The 22,225-nt window shown below is 28.7% G+C and carries 18 protein-coding genes and 1 other annotated feature; of the genes, 15 read left to right on the top strand and 3 right to left on the bottom strand.

Going from position 1 to position 22,225, the window contains the following annotated elements; all coding sequences use genetic code 11:
- The first annotated feature begins 18 nt into the window (after positions 1–18).
- From O0R46_RS04505 to O0R46_RS04520, 4 genes are all read left to right on the top strand, one after another.
- Positions 19–483 carry a DUF2628 domain-containing protein gene (locus tag O0R46_RS04505; protein WP_269312395.1) on the top strand — a complete coding sequence of 155 codons (465 nt, stop codon included), beginning with the start codon at positions 19–21 and terminating at the stop codon, positions 481–483.
- Positions 484–500: 17 nt separating this feature from the next.
- Positions 501–1,064 carry a thymidine kinase gene (locus O0R46_RS04510; protein WP_269312396.1) on the top strand — a complete coding sequence of 188 codons (564 nt, stop codon included), beginning with the start codon at positions 501–503 and terminating at the stop codon, positions 1,062–1,064.
- A gap of 472 nt (positions 1,065–1,536) precedes the next feature.
- Positions 1,537–3,327: an indolepyruvate ferredoxin oxidoreductase subunit alpha gene (gene iorA / locus O0R46_RS04515; protein ID WP_269312397.1), complete on the top strand. Its 1,791-nt coding sequence runs from the start codon at positions 1,537–1,539 to the stop codon at positions 3,325–3,327.
- 1 nt (position 3,328) lies between these two features.
- Positions 3,329–3,901: an indolepyruvate oxidoreductase subunit beta gene (locus O0R46_RS04520; RefSeq protein WP_269312398.1), complete on the top strand. Its 573-nt coding sequence runs from the start codon at positions 3,329–3,331 to the stop codon at positions 3,899–3,901.
- A 68-nt stretch (positions 3,902–3,969) separates the two neighbouring features.
- Here the strand turns inward: O0R46_RS04520 and O0R46_RS04525 are convergent, their stop codons facing one another.
- Entirely contained in the window at positions 3,970–4,848 is an 879-nt protein-coding gene (locus O0R46_RS04525) for a LysR family transcriptional regulator (protein ID WP_269312399.1), read from the bottom strand.
- Positions 4,849–5,025: 177 nt separating this feature from the next.
- Here O0R46_RS04525 and O0R46_RS04530 point away from each other — a divergent pair, with 177 nt between their 5' ends.
- Positions 5,026–6,057: a YeiH family protein gene (locus O0R46_RS04530; RefSeq protein WP_269312400.1), complete on the top strand. Its 1,032-nt coding sequence runs from the start codon at positions 5,026–5,028 to the stop codon at positions 6,055–6,057.
- An 85-nt stretch (positions 6,058–6,142) separates the two neighbouring features.
- Here the strand turns inward: O0R46_RS04530 and lexA are convergent, their stop codons facing one another.
- Both lexA and O0R46_RS04540 read right to left on the bottom strand, forming a co-directional pair.
- Positions 6,143–6,790, bottom strand: a complete 648-nt coding sequence (gene lexA / locus O0R46_RS04535) for a transcriptional repressor LexA (protein ID WP_269312401.1) — start codon at positions 6,788–6,790, stop codon at positions 6,143–6,145.
- A 99-nt stretch (positions 6,791–6,889) separates the two neighbouring features.
- A complete protein-coding gene (locus O0R46_RS04540; RefSeq protein ID WP_269312402.1) occupies positions 6,890–8,020 on the bottom strand; it encodes a tyrosine-type recombinase/integrase in 1,131 nt (376 codons plus the stop codon).
- 224 nt (positions 8,021–8,244) lie between these two features.
- On the opposite strand from O0R46_RS04540, the gene O0R46_RS04545 reads away from it, so the two are divergent.
- The 10 genes from O0R46_RS04545 to O0R46_RS04590 all read left to right on the top strand — a co-directional run bounded on the left by O0R46_RS04545 (position 8,245) and on the right by O0R46_RS04590 (position 22,225).
- Complete coding sequence (locus O0R46_RS04545; RefSeq protein WP_269312403.1) at positions 8,245–9,297, top strand: threonine aldolase family protein; 1,053 nt, start codon at positions 8,245–8,247, stop codon at positions 9,295–9,297.
- Between the two features lie 164 nt (positions 9,298–9,461).
- Positions 9,462–10,229, top strand: coding sequence for an alpha/beta hydrolase (locus O0R46_RS04550; RefSeq protein ID WP_269312404.1), 768 nt, complete (start codon positions 9,462–9,464; stop codon positions 10,227–10,229).
- A 228-nt stretch (positions 10,230–10,457) separates the two neighbouring features.
- Complete coding sequence (locus tag O0R46_RS04555; RefSeq protein WP_269312405.1) at positions 10,458–14,774, top strand: 2-hydroxyacyl-CoA dehydratase; 4,317 nt, start codon at positions 10,458–10,460, stop codon at positions 14,772–14,774.
- An 11-nt stretch (positions 14,775–14,785) separates the two neighbouring features.
- On the top strand, positions 14,786–16,096 hold the full coding sequence (locus O0R46_RS04560) for a YopA family protein (RefSeq protein WP_269312406.1): 1,311 nt from the start codon (positions 14,786–14,788) through the stop codon (positions 16,094–16,096).
- A 150-nt stretch (positions 16,097–16,246) separates the two neighbouring features.
- Positions 16,247–16,490 (top strand) — a binding site (T-box leader).
- 140 nt (positions 16,491–16,630) lie between these two features.
- Positions 16,631–17,425: an amino acid ABC transporter substrate-binding protein gene (locus O0R46_RS04565; RefSeq protein ID WP_269312408.1), complete on the top strand. Its 795-nt coding sequence runs from the start codon at positions 16,631–16,633 to the stop codon at positions 17,423–17,425.
- Between the two features lie 20 nt (positions 17,426–17,445).
- Positions 17,446–18,063 (top strand): amino acid ABC transporter permease, encoded by a 618-nt coding sequence (locus O0R46_RS04570; protein ID WP_269312409.1) that lies wholly within the window; start codon positions 17,446–17,448, stop codon positions 18,061–18,063.
- A gap of 9 nt (positions 18,064–18,072) precedes the next feature.
- A complete protein-coding gene (locus O0R46_RS04575; protein WP_269312410.1) occupies positions 18,073–18,732 on the top strand; it encodes an amino acid ABC transporter ATP-binding protein in 660 nt (219 codons plus the stop codon).
- Between the two features lie 87 nt (positions 18,733–18,819).
- Positions 18,820–19,551 (top strand): PHP domain-containing protein, encoded by a 732-nt coding sequence (locus tag O0R46_RS04580; protein WP_269312411.1) that lies wholly within the window; start codon positions 18,820–18,822, stop codon positions 19,549–19,551.
- 313 nt (positions 19,552–19,864) lie between these two features.
- Positions 19,865–21,016 carry a 5-bromo-4-chloroindolyl phosphate hydrolysis family protein gene (locus O0R46_RS04585; RefSeq protein ID WP_269312412.1) on the top strand — a complete coding sequence of 384 codons (1,152 nt, stop codon included), beginning with the start codon at positions 19,865–19,867 and terminating at the stop codon, positions 21,014–21,016.
- Positions 21,017–21,088: 72 nt separating this feature from the next.
- Positions 21,089–22,225, top strand: coding sequence for a toxic anion resistance protein (locus tag O0R46_RS04590; RefSeq protein WP_269312413.1), 1,137 nt, complete (start codon positions 21,089–21,091; stop codon positions 22,223–22,225).

A 22,225-nucleotide genomic window follows, 5' to 3' on the forward strand; every position in this document is an offset into this window, starting at 1 on the left:
TTAGGATGGGGACCGATTATGAAGTTAGAAAGTTACAGAAAAGAGATTGAGATTAAAGATTTATTCGAAAAAAATACTGATTATTACTATGAAAAGTATAAAAAATATAAAGAAATTGGAAAATATCCATCTCTAAATTTATATGCTTTAATACTTACACCTTTTTGGTGTATCTATAGAAAAATGATATGGACTGGTGCAGGTATAATCGGCATACAGCTAATATTACTTATGCTTGCAAAAATATTCATGACTCCAATGTGGATAGGAATATTCGTTTTATCATTAGGTATTAATTTATACTTTGGATATTTTGGAAATTGTATATATTTCAAAAATTTAGATAAATTAGTCAAGCAAGGAAATAATATTGAAGTAAAATATAGACATAAATTTATAAATGATAAGGCTGGCGTAGATATGCATATTACGATATGCTGGGTAATAGTTACTGTTTTGATGACTTTGTTAGCACTATCATAATAAAAAAGGAGTATTAAATGGCAAAATTATATTTTTACTATGGAGTAATGGGAAGTTCTAAAACTGCAAATGCACTTATGGTACATTATAACTACCATGAAAGAGGTAAGAAAGCTTTGCTTGTAAAGACTGATCTGGATACTAGAGATGGTATTAGTTGTATAAAGTCAAGAATAGGGTTAGAACATGAATGTGAACTATTATCAAGTTTTATAAATTATGACAAGGATAGAATAAAAGATTTCGATTGTATAATAGTGGATGAAATACAATTTGCTAGTAAAGAAGAAATTGATTTTTTATCCGATATAGTTGACAATCTTTCCATACCAGTCTTATGTTATGGATTGAGAGCAGACTTTAGAAATATTCTGTTTGAAGGTTCAGAGAGATTGATAACTTTGGCAGATGAAATACATGAAGTAAAAACTGTCTGTTGGTGTGGAGCAAAGGCTACATGTAATGCAAGATATAATGAAAATGGTATTGTAAGGCAGGGTGAACAAATAGAACTTGGAGCAAATGATAAATATATAGCATTATGTAGAAAACACTATAAAGAAGGAAAGTTGGAAAGATAAAAGATATAATAATTAAATACCTAGTTATAAAATTTGATTTTAAAACTAGTATAGTTAAAAGGTCTATTAGTAAGTATATAATAGATCTTTTTTTGTAAAATTTTCATATCATAAAAAATATTATTTTGGAGTTAAAATTAACAATAATAAGCTAATTTAAAAAATATAGTAGAAAAGTTACAAAATTATCAGAATTTTTTTAAAATAATTTTTTTAATAAAAAGGCTAAAATAAATTAACTTACATACTTGTATACAAGATAAAAATAATTTAAAAAAACAAAAACAAATAAATTGATAAATTGTGCAAAATGTATACAAAATAAACAATATGTTGACATGTAAATATCTTGGTGTTATAAATAAATTATAATATGATTATCAAATACCAATCACTTGAAACAAGCATGCAAACGTTTTATAATTGGAAAAAATTTATGTTTAATAAGAAACTTTACTAGGGAGGTAGTGTTATGAAAAAATTAATGACAGGCGATGAAGCAATTGCTAGAGGCGTATTTGAGGCTGGAGTTAAATTTGCAGCAGCATATCCTGGTACACCAAGTACTGAAATTTTAGAAAATTTGCTAGAAATAGATAGAAAATATCTATTTGCAGAGTGGGCTCCAAATGAAAAGGTTGCTCTTGAATCAGCTATAGGTGCAAGTGTTGCTGGAGCAAGATCCTTTGCATCTATGAAACATGTTGGATTAAATGTAGCGGCTGATCCATTTTTTACAGCAGCTTATTCAGGTGTCAATGGTGGATTGGTTATAGTATCAGCTGATGAGCCAGGACAATTTTCTTCACAGAATGAACAGGATAATAGAAATATGGCAAAAGCAGCTTTTGTACCAATGTTTGAGCCATCAGATAGTGAAGATTGTAGAGTAATGGTAAAAGAAGCATATGAATTAAGTGAAAAATATGATGCACCAATTCTTATAAGAATGACTACACGTGTGTGTCATTCAAAAGGATTAGTTGAAATTGGAGAAAGAAAAGAAGTAGGTATTAAAAAATGGGAAAAGAACCCACAAAAATATGTAATGGTACCTGCAAATGCAAAGGTGAGAAAACAACTGATATTTAAGAGATTTGAGGAGTTAAAAGAGTACTCAAATAACTGTAAATGGAACTTTATTGAATATAATGATACAAAAATAGGTGTAATAGCATCTGGTGACTGTTACCTATATGCGCAAGAAGTGTTTGGTAAAGAAGCATCATATCTAAAAGTAGGTTTTTCAAATCCACTTCCAGATAAACTATTTAAAGAATTTGCGGAGAAAGTTGATAAGATTTATGTAATAGAAGAAAATGATCCTATTATGGAGCAACATATAAAAGCACTAGGTATTGAATGTCACGGCAAAGATATATTCCCTTCATATGGTGAAATGATACCAGAAGTAATTAGGGAAGCTGTATATGGTAAAAAAATTGAACCTGATGAAGAAGTAAAAGAAATTATGATAAATCGTGCTCCGACTTTCTGTGCAGGATGTCCGCATAGAGGATTTTTCTATACCTTAGGTAAGAGAAAAAATATTATGATTTCTGGTGATATTGGATGTTATACACTTTCTGCTGGTGATCCATATAAGGCAATGGATATGACACTTTGCATGGGTGCAAGTGTAAGTATGGGACATGGCGCTGCCCAGGTATTTTCAATGGATGAATGTGAACAGGATATGAAAGTTGTATCAGTACTTGGAGATTCAACATTCTTCCATTCAGGAATAACATCTTTAATAGATGTAGTTTATAATAACTCAAGTGCGGTAACTTGTATATTAGACAACAGAATCACTGGTATGACAGGACAACAACAAAATCCTGGAACTGGATTTACAGCACAGGGAGAAATATCTACAGAAGTAGATATTGAAGCATTAGTAAGAGCAATAGGTGTAAAAAATGTAAGAAGAATAAATCCAAATAATTTAGATGAAGTAAATGAAGCATTTGATTGGGCATTGGCACTAGATGAACCTTCAGTAATAATAACTTGGTGGCCATGTGCACTTAAGAAACAATCAGAGGAAGATAAAAAGAATTTCCCAGGATCATTCAAGGATAAATTCCAAGTAGATGAAGACAAGTGTATTGGCTGCAGAAAATGCACAAAAACTGGATGTCCTGCGATTTCATTTAAGACAGAAATTAAAAAATCTTCAATAGATCCTAATAAGTGTGTTGGTTGTAGTGTATGTGCACAGGTATGTCCTGTAGGTGCAATAGGAAAGGTGGTAAAATAATATGACTAAAAATGTTTTATTAACTGGAATAGGTGGCCAAGGAACAATAACTGCTAGTAAACTATTGACAATTGGTCTAATGAGTGCAGGTTATGATGTTAAAATGAGTGAAGTACATGGTATGAGTCAAAGAGAGGGTCAAGTATTAACGCATTTAAGATATGGAGATAAAGTTTTTTCACCTGTAGTACCAAAAGGTGAAGCTGACATAATAATGGGATTTGAAGAATTGGAAGTATTAAGAAATATAGATTATCTAAAACAAGATGGTGTAGTAGTCTTAAATACAGTAAGATTTAATCCTATTGGTGTGCTGAGCGGAAAAGACAAATATCCTGAAAACACAGTTGAAATGATAAAGAAAAGATCAGGAAAATTGTATGCATTTAATGCCAGTGAAGAAGCTGAAAAATTAGGTAATTTGAAAGTAATGAATATTATCTTGCTAGGTACAATAATAAAAAGTATGAAGTTAGAAGATATAAACTGGGATAAGATAATTGAAGAAAATGTAAAAGAAAAATTTGTAGAATTAAATAAAAAGGCTCTAAGAGTAGGTATGGATTTAGTTTAATTTTAATTAAAGGATAATAAAAATAGGTGTGAAAATATTTTAATATTTTTTGCACCTATTTTATTGTTTTATTTTATTAGTTTATCATAAATTTTCAGATAATCATCACTAAATATACTGCCTTTGTTCCATACAAATGAAAATTCATGGCTAAGTTCAAAATTATCCAAAGTAATTTCTCTCAGAACTCCATTTTCTAATTCTTCTTTAACTGCTGACTTGTACAAAAATGATATACCACAATCATTTTTCAATAATTCTACAATCATATGCATGTTATCCACCATAATCCTATTACTGAAACTATCAAGTGATAGGTTTTGAATAGACAGTATACTTTCAAAAATTGCTAAAGTACCAGAGCCATTCTCACGTACTATTAGTTTTTCATCCAGTAAATCATATATACTATTAACTTTTCTTGTAAAAACATGAGTGCTTGAGCAAACCGCTATATATTTTTCAGTTTGAATTTTTCTCGTATTATATAAATCTGAATCAAGTTTTCCCTCAATTATTGCAAAATCTATTTTTCCATTCTTCAAGTAACTTAATAATAAGTTAGTATTTTTATAATAGATATTAAAATTAGTTTTTGATTCACATTTTATATAAGAAATTAATTTGGAAACTAGAGCATATTCACCAATAGTGAGTGTGACACCAAAATTAATAATATTATTGGTATTATCTATTGTTTTTAATTGCTTCTTCAATTTTTCTTCATCATTTTTCATAGTCTGTAAATTTTGGTATAGCATTTGACCACTTTTAGTCAATATTACGGACTTATTATGTCTAACAAAAAGATCACAAGTATATTCGTTTTCTAAATATTTTATATGCTGGGAAACAGCAGGTTGAGACAGATGTAATTCATTAGCAGCTTTGGAAAAACTCATGTGTTCACATACTTTTAAAAAAGTAAGTATACGATAATCTAGCATATTTGACTCCTTTATAATTTTCAATAAATCTATTATAAGCTATTATTATGCATATATCAATATATATAATAATAACTTATAATAAATTAGTGTTATAATAATTACATACGATATCGTGATCTATAATATTAAAAATATTACAAGTAAAATTGCTTGTAGGATATGAGGTGCTTTATTATGAATTATATATATAAAAATTTAAAGGGTATTTTTCTATGTTTTATTATGTCTTTACCATGTTATTTTCTGGGTAAAATATTTCCAATAATCGGCGGTGCAGTGCTTGGTATATTGCTTGGAATGATAGTAGGAGTAATTATAAAAGATAAAAAGACATACGAGTTGGGAATAAAATTTACATCAAAAAAAATTTTGCAATATGCTGTAATTCTATTGGGATTTGGTATGGATTTGAATATAGTAATGCAAACAGGGAAAGAGTCATTACCCATAATAATATTGACAATATCTACATCTTTGTTAATATCCTATATATTATATAAAAAGTTTGGTATTTCAGAGAAAATATCTATTTTAGTAGGAGTGGGCTCTTCTATTTGTGGCGGATCAGCAATTGCAGCAACAGCACCAGTAGTTGATGCTAGTGAAGGTGAAGTATCACAAGCCATATCAGTAATTTTCTTTTTTAATGTGTTAGCTGCATTAATTTTTCCAACTATAGGATATATGCTTGGTTTTTCTACCACATCTGGAAATGCATTTGGAATTTTTGCAGGAACAGCAATTAATGATACATCTTCAGTTACTGCCGCGGCTTCAACTTGGGATGGTCTCTACAATTTGGGGACTCAAACTTTAAATAAGGCCGTAACGGTAAAGTTGACAAGAACATTAGCAATAATTCCAATTATATTAATTATTGCTTATTTTAGAACTAAAAAAAATACTATTGATAATATTGAAAAAGTATCAATAAGAAGTGTGTTTCCTACTTTTATTTTGTACTTTATTTTAGCTAGTATTATCACAACAATATCATTAAAATTTGGAGTGGGAATGGAAGTGTTTATGCCTTTAAAAGAACTCTCTAAATTTTTTATAGTAATGGCTATGTTTTCTATAGGTTTCAACACTAATATTATAAAATTAATAAAAACTGGTGGTAAACCACTCTTTATGGGATTTTGTTGTTGGTTGGGAATAAGTAGTGTATCTTTAATAATGCAACATATATTGAATTTATGGTAGAAACTTTTACAATTAATATATATTTACATATAAAAAGATAAACTAAGCTATGCTTAGTTTATCTTTTTATATGTAAATATTCTCATTATAATAATCTAAATACTCCAGTTACTCTACCTAGTATTGATACTTGGCTTGCATGGAATTGCATTATTTCATAATTATCGTTTTCTGGTATTAGTTGTATTTTATTTTTATCATTCTTATTTTTTCTGAATGTCTTAACAGTTGCTCCGTTTTCATCTACTAAAGCTGCTACTATATCACCATTCGATGGATTCTTCACAGAAGAATCTACGATTATATAATCCTTATCAAATATACCTGCATTTACCATACTATCACCACTAACTCTTAACATAAAACAGTCTTTACCTTTTATATGAGATGACGGAAGTGACATATATTCTTCTATATTTTCTTCAGCTAGAATTGGTTGTCCAGCAGCAATTCTACCCACTAAAGGAAGTTGAATAATTTCTGGATTGTAGTTAAGGTTTGAAGAGTTGGAAAAGCTTGGATCCAATATTTCAATCGCCCTTGGCTTTGTAGGATCTCTCCTGATATAAGTTTTTTTCTCTAAATGATTTAATATAGCAAAAACAGTAGAAGTGGACTTAATATCTAAATGTGAACATATTTCTCTAACGGAAGGTGGATATCCAAATCTTCCTGAGTGTTCCTTTAAAAATTGTAGTACTGCTAATTGCTTTGGTTTTAAATCTTCGTACATTTCCTACCTCCAAAAAAAATTCTTATTCTTATTATAACATATACAGAACACACGTTCAATAAGTGCTAGGAATTTAATTTTAATGTTAGCTTACAATGTTTATTTTTTGCCTAAAATCTTATCATCATCTAACCAATCAAAATTTTCTACTATATCACGTTTTAAATTTTTTCTGTGTGCAGCATATAATTGAGTAGTGGTTACGTTATCGTGATCCATTAGGTTTTGAACATCATATATAGAAAAACCTGTTTCTATTAGGGAAGTAGCAGCAGTCGCTCTTAGCTTATGGGGACTATATCCTTTTGAACGAGGAGTATTCATACCTATAGAAGTATATTTTTTTACTAATTCTCTAATTGATCTTGCTGTCATTCTTTTCTTTTGAAGTGATAAGAATAAGGCATCTTGATGTTCCTCTTGTATTTTATCTTTTTTTGGTCTTTCAAATTCAAGATATTCTTTTATAACTTTTTCGCAGGCTTCATTTATAGGCATCAATACTTCTTTGCCTCTTTTTCTATAGATCATAAATTCACCTCTAGAAAAATTAAAAGATGATATATTAAGCTCTCTAAGTTCATTGAGTCTCAAACCATAAGTCACAAATAAGATTAAAATGGCTCTATCTCTAAGTTTTGTCTTTAACCAGTAATCTTTTTCTTTGTCTGTAAGTCCGGTTCCATTTTCAACAGCCTCTAACATTATAGAAACTTCGTCAATTTCTAGTCTTTTAATAGCATCCGGTTGAGGTTTTGGTAGTTTTATTGGATTAAATCCTCCAGTTATATCATTTTCTATCTGTCCATTTCGAAAAAGAAACTTGAAAAGAGTAGATAATGAAGATTTTTTTCTGGAAAGTGATTTATTGTTATTTTCGTATAAAACTTTGTCGTTTGCCTTCAGTTTGTAATATCTATTACAATAGTCTCCGATAAATAAATTTATATCCCTTGAACTGATTCCTTCAAATTCTTCTAAACTGATATCTTTGATATTTTCTGCACGAGTATATAAATCTGATTCTATTAAATAGCTACAAAAAAATTTTATGTCATTTAAATATGCATATCTTGAAGAAGTTGCCACAGCACCTCGAAGATATATAAAATAATCTCTCATAAAATTGGGTAATTCTTTTTCTAATTGCATACATTTTTCAATAGTATCATTTTCCTTAACTACAATATTATCAGGTTTAGATGATTTATTATTTATTTTAATTGCCATAATTACCTCCAAAATATATTAATAAGTATATCAAATTATGAAGAAAAATACAAAATTGGGGTATTAATAAATTGTTAATGTAATTGATAGTTAATTTTAATAAAAATAAGAAAATCAAATATATAAAATGCATATAAAACACAATAAAAAAACTTTTAATAAAAAAGGTGTATTTTTTAAGAATATTATGTTAATATAATTATATATTTAGACGGAGGTAAAGTATGTTAAGATTTGAAAATGATTATTTAAAGGGGTGCTTACCTGAGATTTTGGATTTAATGGGTAATACAAATATGGAAGAAACAAGTGGATATAGAATAGATCCATATTGTGAACAGGCTAATGAAAAGATAAAAAAAGCTTGCAATGTAGATTACTTAGATGTTCATTACTTGGTAGGTGGTACACAGACAAATATGGTAGTTATAGACACTATACTTAAACCATATCAAGGAATAATTTGTCCTATATTGGGTCATTTAAATGTTCATGAAGCTGGTGCTATTGAGGGTGCAGGACATAAGGTTATAACATTATCTAACAATGATAAAATTAAGGATGATGAAGCGAAAATATACCCAGACGTAATAGAAAAGTATTTAGAAGAATTTTTTGCTTTAGGTGACTGGCATAGAGCACAACCAGGTGGAGTATATATATCACATCCTACAGAAAGAGGAGCCTTATATACTAAGGATGAATTAATAAAGATTAAATCAATATGTGAAAAGTATGATATTCCATTATATGTAGATGGTGCTAGACTATCTTATGCACTAGCATGTGATGAAAATGATATTACATTAGAAGATTTAGCAAAATATACGGATGTATTCTATATTGGTGGAACAAAGTGTGGTTCAATGTTCGGAGAAGCAGTAGCATTTACAAATTATAAATACAATAAAGGATTTAATATTGCTTGTAAGCGCCAAGGAGCAGTTCTAGCAAAAGGTAGATTATTGGGTTTACAATTTGATTACTTATTTACAGATAATAATTATATAGAAAAGTCAAAAGATGCTGTAAAATATGCACACCAAATTAGACAGGCGTTCATAGATAAGGGTATTAAATTCATAGCAAATTCATATACAAACCAACAGTTCCCAATTTTAAATAAAAAACAGCAAGAACATTTTAAGAAAAATGATGTAGGATTTAATTTTGAGGAAAAGGTAGATGAAAACTCAGATGCAGTTAGATTTTGTACTTCATGGGGAACTGAAAAAGAAAATGTAAAAAAATTATTAGATATAATTTCTAATATGTAAGTAAAGCACATGCAAAGCCTAAAATTAAGTATATACTTAGTTTTAGGCTTTTATTATTTGAAAATAATAACAAAAATATTACAAAATACAAAAAGTTGAAAATTTTGAATTATTCTTTAATAAATGTGTATAATATTTAATAAAGAAGATATTAGGAGGTCACTATGTTTGAATATTATATAAAATACTTAGATGCACATATGAGATACCACGATTCATTAAAAGGAGATAAAGCAATTATTTTTATTCATGGTCTTGGATGTGCTGGTTCTTTTGATTTTCCTCAAATGGTATTAGAAAATGATTTGAAAAATTATAGGCTGATATTTGTAGATTTATTGGGAGCTGGTTATAGCGATGGACCTCTTCATTTTAACTTTAAAGTGAAACCACATGCCAAATATCTTTCAGATTTTGTAAAACACCTGAAACTAAAGGATTTTGTAATATTTGGTCATAGTCTTGGAGGTGCTGTAGCAATTGAACTTGCGAATATGTGTACCAACAATGTAAGCCAGTTAATTTTGGCTGAAGGGAATTTAGACCCAAGCACTAAAGATATGACAAGTTATAAAGTTGCTTCTTATGAAGAGGAAGATTTTGTAGAATATGGTTTTGATTATATGGTTAATAGGAGTTTTGAAAAGGGAAATACTATGTGGTCAACTACACTTTCCAAATGTCTACCTGAGGCAATATATAGAATATCACAAAATGCTAAGTTGGGAAGCTATATGTCTTGGAGACAAATGTTTTATGATTTACCGATTAAAAAATCTTATTTATATGGCGAATATTCTCTGCCTAATGACAATTATATTACCTTAAAAAATCATGGGATAAATATGTATGTAGTGAGTGGTGCAGGACATAATATGGCATGGGACAATCCAATGGGATTGAGTAAAGTTATAGCAAAAATTTTGAAATAAAGCATGAAATTATAAGAACAGCTTATCGATTGATCTGTTCTTATTTTATATGTAAATTTTATTAAATTTTAATATATATGAATTTAATATGAACTAATTTGAACTATACTTGATTTTTATTACTATAGCTTTATTACAGCTTAGATAATCGTATATTTTGGTATATAATATAAGTACGTACACTATGCTGTACGTTGCTAGTGTGATTATTATTTAGGAGGTAACATTATGAAAGGAGTCTATAAATTAGGAATAGATGTTGGATCTACGACTGTAAAATTAGCTCTTCTATCCGATGAAAATGAATTGATATATAAGGAATACAAAAGACACTTTTCTGATGTAAAAAAGGCCGTTTGTAATCAGTTAAAAGATGTTTATAAAAAACTTGGAGATATTAAATTGAAGACTGTAATAACAGGTTCAGGGGGAATAGGTTTATCAAGAAAAATCAATGTTAAATTTGAACAGGAAGTAATTTCTAGTACAAAAGCAATAAATACATATAATCCTGACACTGATGTTGTAATTGAGCTAGGTGGTGAAGATGCTAAAGTGACTTTTTTAAGTGGTGGTATCGATCAAAGAATGAATGGTATTTGTGCAGGTGGTACAGGAGCTTTTATTGATCAGATGGCCTCATTATTAAAGACAGATGCCGCTGGTCTTAATGAACTTGCAAAAGATTATAAAGTTATATATCCGATAGCTTCTAGATGTGGTGTTTTTGCAAAGACAGATATTCAACCATTAATAAATGATGGAGCAAGAAAAGAAGATATAGCTATGAGTATTTTTAATGCTGTTGTTGTACAGACTGTCAGTGTACTTTCTTGTGGTAGAAAGATTGAAGGTAAGGTAGGTTTTTTAGGTGGTCCTTTATTTTTCTTATCTGAATTAAGAAAACAGTTTAAGAATGTACTTAATTTAAAAGAAGAAGATGTTATTTTTCCAGAAAATGCACAATTATATGTTGCTCTAGGGGCAGCGATGCTTGCTGAAGATGAACAGATGATGGAAATATCTAAGTTAATAGTTAAAATAAATGATATAGATAGTCTTGAAGATGCAAATGATGAGAAAATAAGTCCATTATTTCAAACAAATGATGATTATAAAAATTTTGTAAATAGACATTCAAAGGATAGTGTAAAAAAAAGAGATATAAGTACATATATAGGAAAGTGCTTTTTAGGTCTTGATGCGGGTTCTACTACTACAAAAGCTGTACTTATTAGTGAAGATGGAGATATACTATTTACTCACTATGGAAGTAATGAAGGTAGTCCCCTTGATATGTCTATAAAAATATTGAAAAATATATATGCTATAATGCCAGAGGGTTGTTATATAGCAAATTCTACAGTTACTGGATATGGAGAAGATTTAATTAAAAAGGCTTTAAGAATAGACAACGGAGAAATTGAAACGATAGCCCATTATAAAGCTGCTAAATATTTTGATCCAAAAGTAGATTTCATACTGGATATTGGCGGTCAGGATATGAAGTGTCTAAAAATAAAGAATGGAGTAATTGACCAAATTATATTAAATGAGGCATGTTCTTCAGGATGTGGTTCATTTATAGAATCTTTTGCCAAATCATTACACATGGATATAAAGGATTTTGCAAAAGTAGGCATAGATTCAGAAAACCCTGTAGACTTAGGTTCTAGATGTACCGTTTTTATGAATTCTAGAGTAAAACAAGCACAAAAAGAAGGCGCAACAGTAGCTGATATTTCTGCAGGTTTAGCTTTCTCAGTAGTAAAAAATGCTTTATTCAAGGTTGTAAAGCTTAGAGATATTAGTGAATTGGGAGAGCATGTAGTAGTTCAGGGAGGTACTTTTTATAATGAGTTAGTACTTAGAGCATTTGAAATACTTGCGGATAAGGAAGTTACTAGACCCGATATAGCAGGTTTAATGGGAGCCTTTGGTTGTGCTCTTATATCAAAAGAAAAATACAAAGGTATTAAAACAAATACAATATCTTTAGAACAATTAAATGATATAAAAGTGGAGTCTAGTGTAGCAAGGTGCAAGGGATGTTCCAACAAATGTTTGCTTACAATTAATAAATTTTCTGAATCAGAAATATTCGTGTCCGGTAACAGATGTGAGGTAGGAGAAGCGATTTACACCAAAAAAGAAATAATAAAAGATAATGATAAAATAAATTTATATAAATATAAATATGAAAGGTTATTTAAATATAAATCTTTAGAACCTAAAGATGCTAAAAGAGGTGTAATTGGAGTACCAAGAGTTCTTAATATGTATGAAAATTATCCATTCTGGCATCCATTCTTGACGCATTTAGGATTTTCAGTAATATTATCAGGAAAATCTAGCAAAAAGGTTTTTGAAAAGGGAATTAGTTCTATAGCTTCAGATACAGTATGTTATCCAGCAAAGTTGGTTCATGGTCATATTGAATCTCTTATAGAGATGGGTATAAATACAATATTTTATCCATCTATAACACATGAATTTAAAGAAGATAAAAATGCAGATAACCACTTTAATTGTCCAGTAGTCACGTCCTATCCAGAAGTAATAAAATCCAATATGGATTCTTTGGAAGAAAATAATATAAAATATATTAACTTCTTTATTTCTATGAATAACAAAGAAAAATTAAAGAAGAGAGTATATTCAGCAATGAAATATTTTTTTGAAGATTTAACGCAACATGAAGTAAATGAAGCTGTAGATTTGGCAACAAAAGAATATAATTTATTTAAAGAGGAAATTAGAAAAAAAGGTGAAGAATCAGTAAAAAGGGTTGAAAAAGAAAATTTAAAAGCAATAATTTTATCAGGTAGACCTTATCATCTAGATCCTGAAATTAATCATGGTATACCTGAATTAATCAATTCCTTAGGCATGGCTGTATTAACAGAGGATTCAGTATGTCACTTAGCTCAAAGAGTTAATCCTCTAAGAGTAGTTGATCAGTGGGTATATCATTCTAGGCTATATAAGGCTGCAGAATTTTGTAGGAATAGACAGAATTTTGAAATGGTACAACTTAATTCATTTGGATGTGGACTTGATGCTGTTACAACAGAGCAAGTTGAAGAAATATTAAATGAAAAATCAAAGATACATACTGTAATTAAAATAGATGAGGGAAATAATTTGGGTGCAGCTAAAATTAGACTTAGATCCCTAAAAGCTGCTATTAATGAAAGAGCTCAATACTCGGAAAATTTAAGTAGACATGAAGATAAAATAATAAAATATGAAAAGAATACTAGATTAAATGATACACACACTTTACTTATACCACAAATGGCTCCCGTACAGTTTCAATTTATTGAGAAATCATTAAGAGATTCTGGACTTAGGGCAGTAGTACTTAACAATAAATCTTCTGAAATAATTGATGAAGGTTTAAGATATGTTAACAATGATGCATGTTATCCTGCTATAATAGTTATTGGACAAATAATATACGCATTAAAATCTGGTGAATATGATTTAGATAAAACAACTGTCTTAATGAGTCAAACCGGTGGAGGATGTAGAGCTACAAATTATATAGCATTTTTAAGAAAAGCTTTAAAGGCAGCAGGTTTTTCAAATGTTCCAGTAGTATCAGTTAGTGCTCAAGGTGTCGAAGATAATGGCTTCCTTGATCATATAAACTTAAAGATATTAAATAAATTGATGATGGGTCTGATTTATGGAGATTTATTGATGAAAGTGCTTTTAAGGGTTAGACCTTATGAAAAGATTCCTGGAAGTGCTAATAAGTTATATGAGAAATGGACAAACGAATGTAAAGAGTCACTTAATAGTGGCAATATAAGAACTTTTAATAGAAATATTTATGGAATAGTAAAAGAGTTCGATAGCCTAGAAATTACTGATAAAGTTAAACCAAGGGTTGGATTGGTTGGTGAGATACTTGTTAAGTTTAGCCCTATAGCTAATAATGATTTAATTTCAACTCTTGAAAGAGAGGGAGCAGAGGCTGTAGTACCAGATCTAATGAACTTTTTCTTATGCTGTGCTTATAATAATCTTTATAAGCATGAAAAATTAGAAGGTGGATTAAAGGCTAAAATAAGTAGTAAATTTATAGTAAAGATTGTAGAAACTTATCAAAAGTCATATTATGATGCTCTTAGAAAAAGTAAACGATTTGAAGTCCCACATAAGATTTCAGATGTAGCAGAATATACAAAAAGATTTGTGTCTCTAGGAAATCAAACAGGTGAAGGTTGGTTACTACCAGGAGAAATGTTAGAGCTTATCCAAACTGGATGTAACAACATAGTATGTATGCAACCATTTGGATGTTTACCAAATCATATAATAGGTAAAGGAGCAATAAAAGGTATTAAAAGAGAATACCCAAAGGCGAATATTATACCTATTGACTATGATGCATCTGCAACGTCTGTAAATCAGCTAAATAGAATTAAGCTAATGTTGGCAACAGCTTTTTCTGAAATGAATAATTCTAATATAGGTCCTACTGGTCAAGACAGATTTAAACCAATAGATTTAAATGCAAAATCAAGTGGTTTATAGGAGAAAGTTAAATGGAGAATATCGTATCAAATAACGATAATTACAAAATAAATGAAGATTTATTGATATATAAAGGTAAGTTTTGCCTTTATACCAACTCAATAATAAAATGCACAGGGTCTATTATGCAAAAAATAACAGATCCTATGTCCATTTATTTTACAGGTCAAATAGAGGCTGAACAAAATATTGAACAATTAGAAGGGCTATTTTATGATAATGTGGAACTAGAAATTGTCGGATATAAAATGATAGATGCACAAATTGTGTCTATTAGAAATAATATCATTTATGGATATGTAAATGATAGGATAATAAAATCAAAGGATACACAAGTCGATTATATAAAATTTGATATTGTGAATATGGATAAAATACCTGCAAGATTAGTGGATGGAAAAAACGGATTATATGCTGGCAGAATTGAGTTTGAATTAAATGATTATAAAATAACTATAGATAAAAATTACAATTTTAATAAATATTTAAAAGAGGAATTAATTAGACATTCTGCTAGTGCTATTACACATACAGGTATTATAAACAGAATAGATAATAAGCCTTTTAAAACTAAAAAGATTGACTCTATACTTGAAAGGACATCTCTTGCTCTTACATTTGCTGCAGGTAGATATGTATCAATATCCAATGCGTATGGATATGAAAATGAAAAAGAAATATATAGATCTTGGTATATTATGGACACTAGTGAATATAAATTTGTATTCAATTGGACTAGTACAATATCAAATTTCTATAATTTTGAAAAATATCTAACGCTTATGTGTAAAAAATTGGAAGAAGTATACTATTTTGATATAGTGGCAAGCATATTGGATTGGTATATTGAAGCTGTAAATGGATTAAACATAAGAAATAATATTATAACAATACAAACGGCCCTTGAGATGTTGTCATATATAGTATTAGTAGAAAATGAAAACATTTATAGCGATTTAGAGTATGATTTGCACCCTTCTAATCAAAATATAAGGAAGTTATTAGAAATTTGTAAAATTGATTATAGTATTCCAGGTGTTTTAAATTTAAATAAGTCAATTACAAATAAATACAAGGATTCAGTCGATTTAATTACATATTTCAGAAATACTGTAGTACATCCTAGTAAATCTAAAAGAAATTTGGAATTTGAATTTGAAGATATGTGGAATATAACTCTTATAGGTATAAATTTTATAGAATTGATTTTACTATATATGATTAACTATAAAGGAGAATATTCTAACAGATTTGAATCATATTTCTTTGGTGATGTGTCTTTAGTACCTTGGAATAGCAAAATAAATCCAAAGAGTAAATAGAATAAATAATTATCTGAATATATTAATTTAAATTAATAGTGAATATATATAATATTAAAATCATTAAAAATTATGGACAAAAGTTCAGAAAATTATAAAAAGCTATTGACAAGGCAGACGTGCTAGTTTAAAATAACTTTAACGCAATAAATAAAAACAAAGAAAAGAAATAGTAAGCATTGAATTTATTCAGAGAGTCGATGTTTGGTGAAAATTGATATAATGAAAATGTTGAACACATCTTAGAGTTGGGTACCGAAAGTAAGTAGGCTACCACGGGTGCACCCGTTACAGTGCTAGGGTATAGAAATTGTACCTGATGAGGTCAATATCGTGAGGTATTGATGAATAGAGGTGGGAACACGAAGTAGATTATTTTACTCTCGTCCTCTGACAGTGTCAGAGGATGGGAGTTTTTTTATTTTTATCCTCTAGACCAAATAGGTCTGATCAACCTATTCTTAGATTCACGTGAAATATTTTTGTAGCAGGTTAAAAAATTTAAATTTATTTTACTTAAGACGGAGGTTAATTATGAAAAAAGGAATTTTAAAAAAATTAAGTTTTATGATAGTAGCTTTAATAGTGGCAGCTGGTGTAAGTGCATGTTCTGAAAAAAATGATAACAAATCAGATTCTAAAAATGGAAAAGTAATTGTAGTTGGATTTGATAATACTTTTGTTCCAATGGGATTTTTAGACGATAAAAATCAAATAGTAGGTTTTGATATTGATCTTGCAAAGGAAGCTTTTAAGAGAATGGGCATGACACCTAAGTTTGAGAATATTGATTGGTCAATGAAAGAACAATCATTAAAAAATAAAAATGTTGATGTGTTATGGAATGGATATTCAATAACTGAAGAAAGAAAAAAGCAAGTTAATTTCACAGATCCATATTTAGATAATAAGCAGATAATAATTACTATGAGTAAGGAATCTTTTAATAAAAAAGACGATTTAAAGGGACAGATAGTCGGAACACAAGCTGCTTCGTCAGGACTCGAAGCTATTGAAGCTGATAAGGCTTTTACAGATATGATAAAAGATAAAAAAGCCACAACATATGATACATATGATAAGGCTCTTAGGGATTTAGAAATAGGAAGAGTAAAGGCTATAGTTGGCGATGAAGTATTATTAAAATATTATATAAAGCAAAGAGGAGAAGATAAATATAAAATACTTGAAGGTGATCTTGGAAGTGAGCAATATGGCGTAGGCTTCAGAAAAGAAGATAAGGAATTAAGGGATAAGTTAAATAAGACTTTAAAAGAAATGAAAGATGATGGTACATTCAAGAAGATAGAAGAGAAGTGGTTTAAATAATCACTTATAGGGAGGATACGATGATTGAAGGAGTAAAAATAGTATTAGAAATATTTTTTCTAACAACAATATTTTCAATACCCTTAGGCTTGGGAGTTGCTTTATTGAGAATATCAAAAAATAAAATAGCTAGAAACGCAACAAGCCTATATATATGGATTATGAGGGGGAGTCCTTTACTTCTTCAGATGATGTTTTTATATTATGGTCTACCACTTATAAGCGATAAATTAGTTTTTGCACAGATGCCAATAGCTATTATTGCATTCTCTATAAACTATGCAGCATATTATGCAGAAATATTCAGATCCGGCCTTGAATCAATTGATAAAGGACAATTTGAAGCAGCCAAAGTATTGGGTTTTGATAAAAGTAGGATGTATAAGAAAATCATACTACCTCAGGTAATTAAAAGAGTATTACCTCCAATATCAAATGAATTTATTAATCTTGTTAAAGATAGTTCTCTTGTTTATATATTAGGATTGAATGATTTATTGAGACTTGCTACAGCAGCTAGTAATAGAGAAGCTAGTTTAATGCCATTTGTATATGCGGCTATTATTTACTTAGCAATGACAGCAATATTGACTCAGTTGTTCTCTTATTTAGAGAAGAAGTATTCATACTATAGATAGGGGGCTAATATGTTAAAAGTAGTAGATTTAAGAAAAAGTTTTAATGGCGTAGAGGTTTTAAAAGGGATTTCTTTTGAAGTTAAGTCAGGGCAAATAGGGGTAGTACTGGGAAAATCAGGGGCTGGTAAGACTACACTAATTAGATGTTTAAATGGATTAGAAAAATTTGATAGTGGAGAAATAATAATAGATGAAAAAGAGATTAGAAGTGGAGCAAGTATAAATGACTATAGAGGTCAAATAGGTATGGTGTTCCAAAATTTTAATCTATTTCCACATCTTACAGTTATGGAGAATATTACTATTTCACCGATAAATATATTTGGAAAAACAAAAGATGAGGCTGAAAAAATTGCACTTGATTTGTTAGAAACAGTTGATATGTTGGATAAAAAAAATTATTATCCATATCAACTTTCAGGTGGTCAGCAGCAAAGAGTAGCAATAGCAAGATCTTGTGCTCTAATGCCGAAAGTACTTTGTTTTGATGAGCCAACATCAGCTCTTGATAAAGACAATATTGAAAATGTACAATCAATAATTAAAAAGCTAAAACAAAGAGGATTAGCCATATTAATAATAACTCACGATTATACATTTTCAAAGGAAGTGGCAGATAAAATAATAAATATACAAGATGGTATAATAGTATCAGAAGATGTTAAGTAAGATTTATTAGAGGGTGAGGTTCACCCTCTAATTTTTATATAACTTTTAACTAATTTTGGGTATAATTACACAAAGAGGTGAAAAATAATGAAATTAATGGAACCAGGTTTAGTAGATACACATTGTCATACTGAGTTTTCTCCAGATAGTAAAGAAAAAGTTGAGGAATATTTAAGACTTACAGATGGATATGTTGTTACTACCGAACATTTAGATTTTTATGATTCAAAAGCAGATGATGTTCTAGATTACTATACTTATACAAATAAATGGGATGAATTGAATAAATTAAACGATGGTAGATTATTAAAAGGTATAGAAATAGGCTATACCAGACAAAGTTTGAATCAAATTAATAAATATTTAGAAGATAAAAAGTTTGACTATAAACTTTTATCTGTTCATCAAAATGGTAGATATTGCTTTATGAATCAATCAATGAAAGAAAAAAAGCCAAGAGATGTTGTAAATGAGTATATGGAATGTTTAGTAGATGCTACAGAAAAATTCACTAATGTAGATATTTTAGCACATATAGATTATGGGTTTAGAGTTATAGAATATGATAGTTTTTTATTGGAGGAATTTAAAGATAAGTTTGAAAAGGTACTAAGAAATATAATAAAATCTAATATTGCCTTGGAGTTAAATACTAGATCTATGTTTGATTATGGGAATTTAGATGTTTATAAATTTATTTTACCAATTTATAAAGAATTAGGTGGCAATTTATATACTCTGGGTTCAGATGCACATGTAAAAGGACATTATAGATATAAATTTGATCAAGCTTTAGAATTTTTAAATGAATATAGATAATAATGATATAGATAATTTTGTTAACTATTTTAAAAAAATGCATAAAATAAAATTTTATATAGCATATATAATTTTATAAACAATAATAAAAACTGAGGCATATAAAGGACTTTCATAAAGATTTTTATACACCTCAGTTTTTTAATAGCATTAAAAAAATTAAAACATTTAAAACATAATAAAGTGAATTGCCAATAGAATTTACATAGATTATAATAGCATGACATTCTTATTTTTTTAGATTTCAGTAAGTATTGTATGTTATAATAATATTAATATAGGCGTATTATGTTTAATAAGACGAGGTGATAAAATGCAGAAAGATTTAAATGAGACAATACAAAAAACAATAGATTTTGCTTTCAAAGAGGCAGAGCGTTCAAAAATATTAAATATGTTGAATGCAAGTGATTTTGTAAAAACAAGAAATGATATAGTCAGGAATGGATATGAAAAAGCTAAAAATACAGATTGGAAAATGTCGTATAAAGATTTTACGACTAAAGCTATGTTTAAAAATCAAAGACTAAAGAATAATCAATCTTTATTGGAAAAATATGTAATTAGACCTAGTGGATTTGTTAAATTTCTAGTAGGAACTATAGCTTCTTTTTCATTAGGAGCTCTAATAATGCTTGTATCATTAGTTTTTGGATTGGTCGGAATAAGTAGTGGTATCAACTTAATTATATCTATCACAATAGCTTCTATTCTATTTTTAGTAGGTATCTATTTTTCAAAAAAAATGGCATACATATCTAGATTTGATAAGTACATTTCAAAGCTAAATATGAGTGGTTTTACTGAAATAAAAGAATTAAGAAGAAAATCTAATATTGATATGAAAGTTATGATGAAAGATTTAAAAAAGATGATTAATGATGGTAATTTAATTGAAGGACATTTAGTAGAAGATGACACAATATTAATTACAGATAATAATACATATGAACAATATCTTCATGCACAAACTTTGAAATATAAAAATATGGAAGAGGAAGAAAAGATTAAAAGCAATAGGGATTTATATGATGTAATCTCTACTTGTGAAAAGCAAATAAATGATATTAATAAATACAAAGGAAAGTTTGACAGAGTTGAAGTAAATAATGAAGTGGATATGCTTTCTGAAAATACTATTAAAATTAAAGAATATTTGAAGTTAAAACCTGAATCTCTTAAGTATGTAGATAGATTTGTAAATTATTATTTGCCAACTACTACAAAACTTTTGGCTTCATATGATGAGTTAGATAATAATGGTGTAGAGACACAAGCAGATAAGGAATCAAAGGAAAATATACATTCAGCTTTCATAGCTTTAAACTTAGCATATAAAAACTTATTTGAACAAATTACTTCAATAAATAATATGGATATAAATGCTGATATATCAGTTTTAAATACAATGTTAACTCAGGATGGATTAAAAACTAATAAAGAGTTTGAAAAAGTTATAAAATAGTTATAAACATACATTAAATAAAATTATTAAAATAAAGGAGGAAGAAAAATCTAAAAGGTTTTTCCGGAAAATATGGACGAAAATAAGATAAAATTGACTTTAGATACAAATCCAACTAATGATGTAAATATCAATGATTTACAAGCACAGCCATTTATAGAAGAAAAGATTGAGCAAGTAGCATTAACAACAGAAGAAAAACAAATGGTAGATAATTTTTCTCAGCAAATAGATATAAGAAATTCACAGCAAATACTAGAGTATGGATCTGGTGTACAAAAGAAGATGTCTAATTTTTCTGATCAGACACTTTCAACTATAAAAACTAAGGATATGGGAGAAATAGGATCATTAATCTCTTCTTTAGTAGTTGAATTAAAAGATTTTAGTATTACTGGGGATAAAAAAGGAATTTTTTCTTTTTTAAATAAGGCTCCTAAAAAAGCACAGATGTTAAAGGCTAACTATGATAAGGCAGAAACAAATGTCAATAATATAGTTCGATCTCTTGAAAAACAACAGGTAAATCTCATGAAAGATGTTGCTATGCTTGATCAAATGTATGATATGAATAAAAATTATTATAAGGAAATATCTATGTATATTTTAGCTGGTAAGCAAAAATTACAGCAAATAAAGTCTAATGATTTACCTCAGTTGGCTACAAAAGCTAATATGAGTAACTCTCCAGAAGATGTACAGAATCTTAATGACTTAAACACTCAGATAAATAGATTTGAAAAGAAATTGCATGATCTTGAACTTTCAAAGATGATATCTATTCAAACAGCACCCCAAATTAGAATGGTTCAGAACAATAATACAGAAATGATTGAAAAAATACAATCTACTATTGTAAATACTATACCGCTATGGAAAAATCAAATGGTGCTAGCACTAGGAGTTCAAAGATCTAATGAAGCAATCAAGACTCAACAAGCAGTATCTAATATAACAAATGAATTATTAAAATCTAATGCAGATACATTAAAAATGGCTTCAATCGAAGCAGCAAAAGAATCCGAAAGAGGTATTGTAGATATAGAAACAATTAGACATACAAATCAGACTTTAATCACAAGTCTAGATGAAGTGATGAAAATACAGTCAGAAGGCAGTCAAAAGAGAAAAGACGCAGAAATGGAAATTAAACGTTTAGAAGATGAGTTAAAAAATAAAATGTTGCAAATTGCAACAGATAAAAGATAA

The organism is Peptostreptococcus equinus, from assembly GCF_027125355.1.
Taxonomy (GTDB): Bacteria; Bacillota; Clostridia; order Peptostreptococcales; family Peptostreptococcaceae; genus Peptostreptococcus; species Peptostreptococcus equinus.

Bases quoted from the DNA above. Each gene is read 5' to 3' on its own strand.
- O0R46_RS04505 (WP_269312395.1), top strand. From the start codon at position 19: ATGAAGTTAGAAAGTTACAGAAAAGAGATTGAGATTAAAGATTTATTC.
- O0R46_RS04510 (WP_269312396.1), top strand. From the start codon at position 501: ATGGCAAAATTATATTTTTACTATGGAGTAATGGGAAGTTCTAAAACT.
- iorA (WP_269312397.1), top strand. From the start codon at position 1,537: ATGAAAAAATTAATGACAGGCGATGAAGCAATTGCTAGAGGCGTATTT.
- O0R46_RS04520 (WP_269312398.1), top strand. From the start codon at position 3,329: ATGACTAAAAATGTTTTATTAACTGGAATAGGTGGCCAAGGAACAATA.
- O0R46_RS04525 (WP_269312399.1), bottom strand. From the start codon at position 4,848: ATGCTAGATTATCGTATACTTACTTTTTTAAAAGTATGTGAACACATG.
- O0R46_RS04530 (WP_269312400.1), top strand. From the start codon at position 5,026: ATGAATTATATATATAAAAATTTAAAGGGTATTTTTCTATGTTTTATT.
- lexA (WP_269312401.1), bottom strand. From the start codon at position 6,790: ATGTACGAAGATTTAAAACCAAAGCAATTAGCAGTACTACAATTTTTA.
- O0R46_RS04540 (WP_269312402.1), bottom strand. From the start codon at position 8,020: ATGGCAATTAAAATAAATAATAAATCATCTAAACCTGATAATATTGTA.
- O0R46_RS04545 (WP_269312403.1), top strand. From the start codon at position 8,245: ATGTTAAGATTTGAAAATGATTATTTAAAGGGGTGCTTACCTGAGATT.
- O0R46_RS04550 (WP_269312404.1), top strand. From the start codon at position 9,462: ATGTTTGAATATTATATAAAATACTTAGATGCACATATGAGATACCAC.
- O0R46_RS04555 (WP_269312405.1), top strand. From the start codon at position 10,458: ATGAAAGGAGTCTATAAATTAGGAATAGATGTTGGATCTACGACTGTA.
- O0R46_RS04560 (WP_269312406.1), top strand. From the start codon at position 14,786: ATGGAGAATATCGTATCAAATAACGATAATTACAAAATAAATGAAGAT.
- O0R46_RS04565 (WP_269312408.1), top strand. From the start codon at position 16,631: ATGAAAAAAGGAATTTTAAAAAAATTAAGTTTTATGATAGTAGCTTTA.
- O0R46_RS04570 (WP_269312409.1), top strand. From the start codon at position 17,446: ATGATTGAAGGAGTAAAAATAGTATTAGAAATATTTTTTCTAACAACA.
- O0R46_RS04575 (WP_269312410.1), top strand. From the start codon at position 18,073: ATGTTAAAAGTAGTAGATTTAAGAAAAAGTTTTAATGGCGTAGAGGTT.
- O0R46_RS04580 (WP_269312411.1), top strand. From the start codon at position 18,820: ATGAAATTAATGGAACCAGGTTTAGTAGATACACATTGTCATACTGAG.
- O0R46_RS04585 (WP_269312412.1), top strand. From the start codon at position 19,865: ATGCAGAAAGATTTAAATGAGACAATACAAAAAACAATAGATTTTGCT.
- O0R46_RS04590 (WP_269312413.1), top strand. From the start codon at position 21,089: ATGGACGAAAATAAGATAAAATTGACTTTAGATACAAATCCAACTAAT.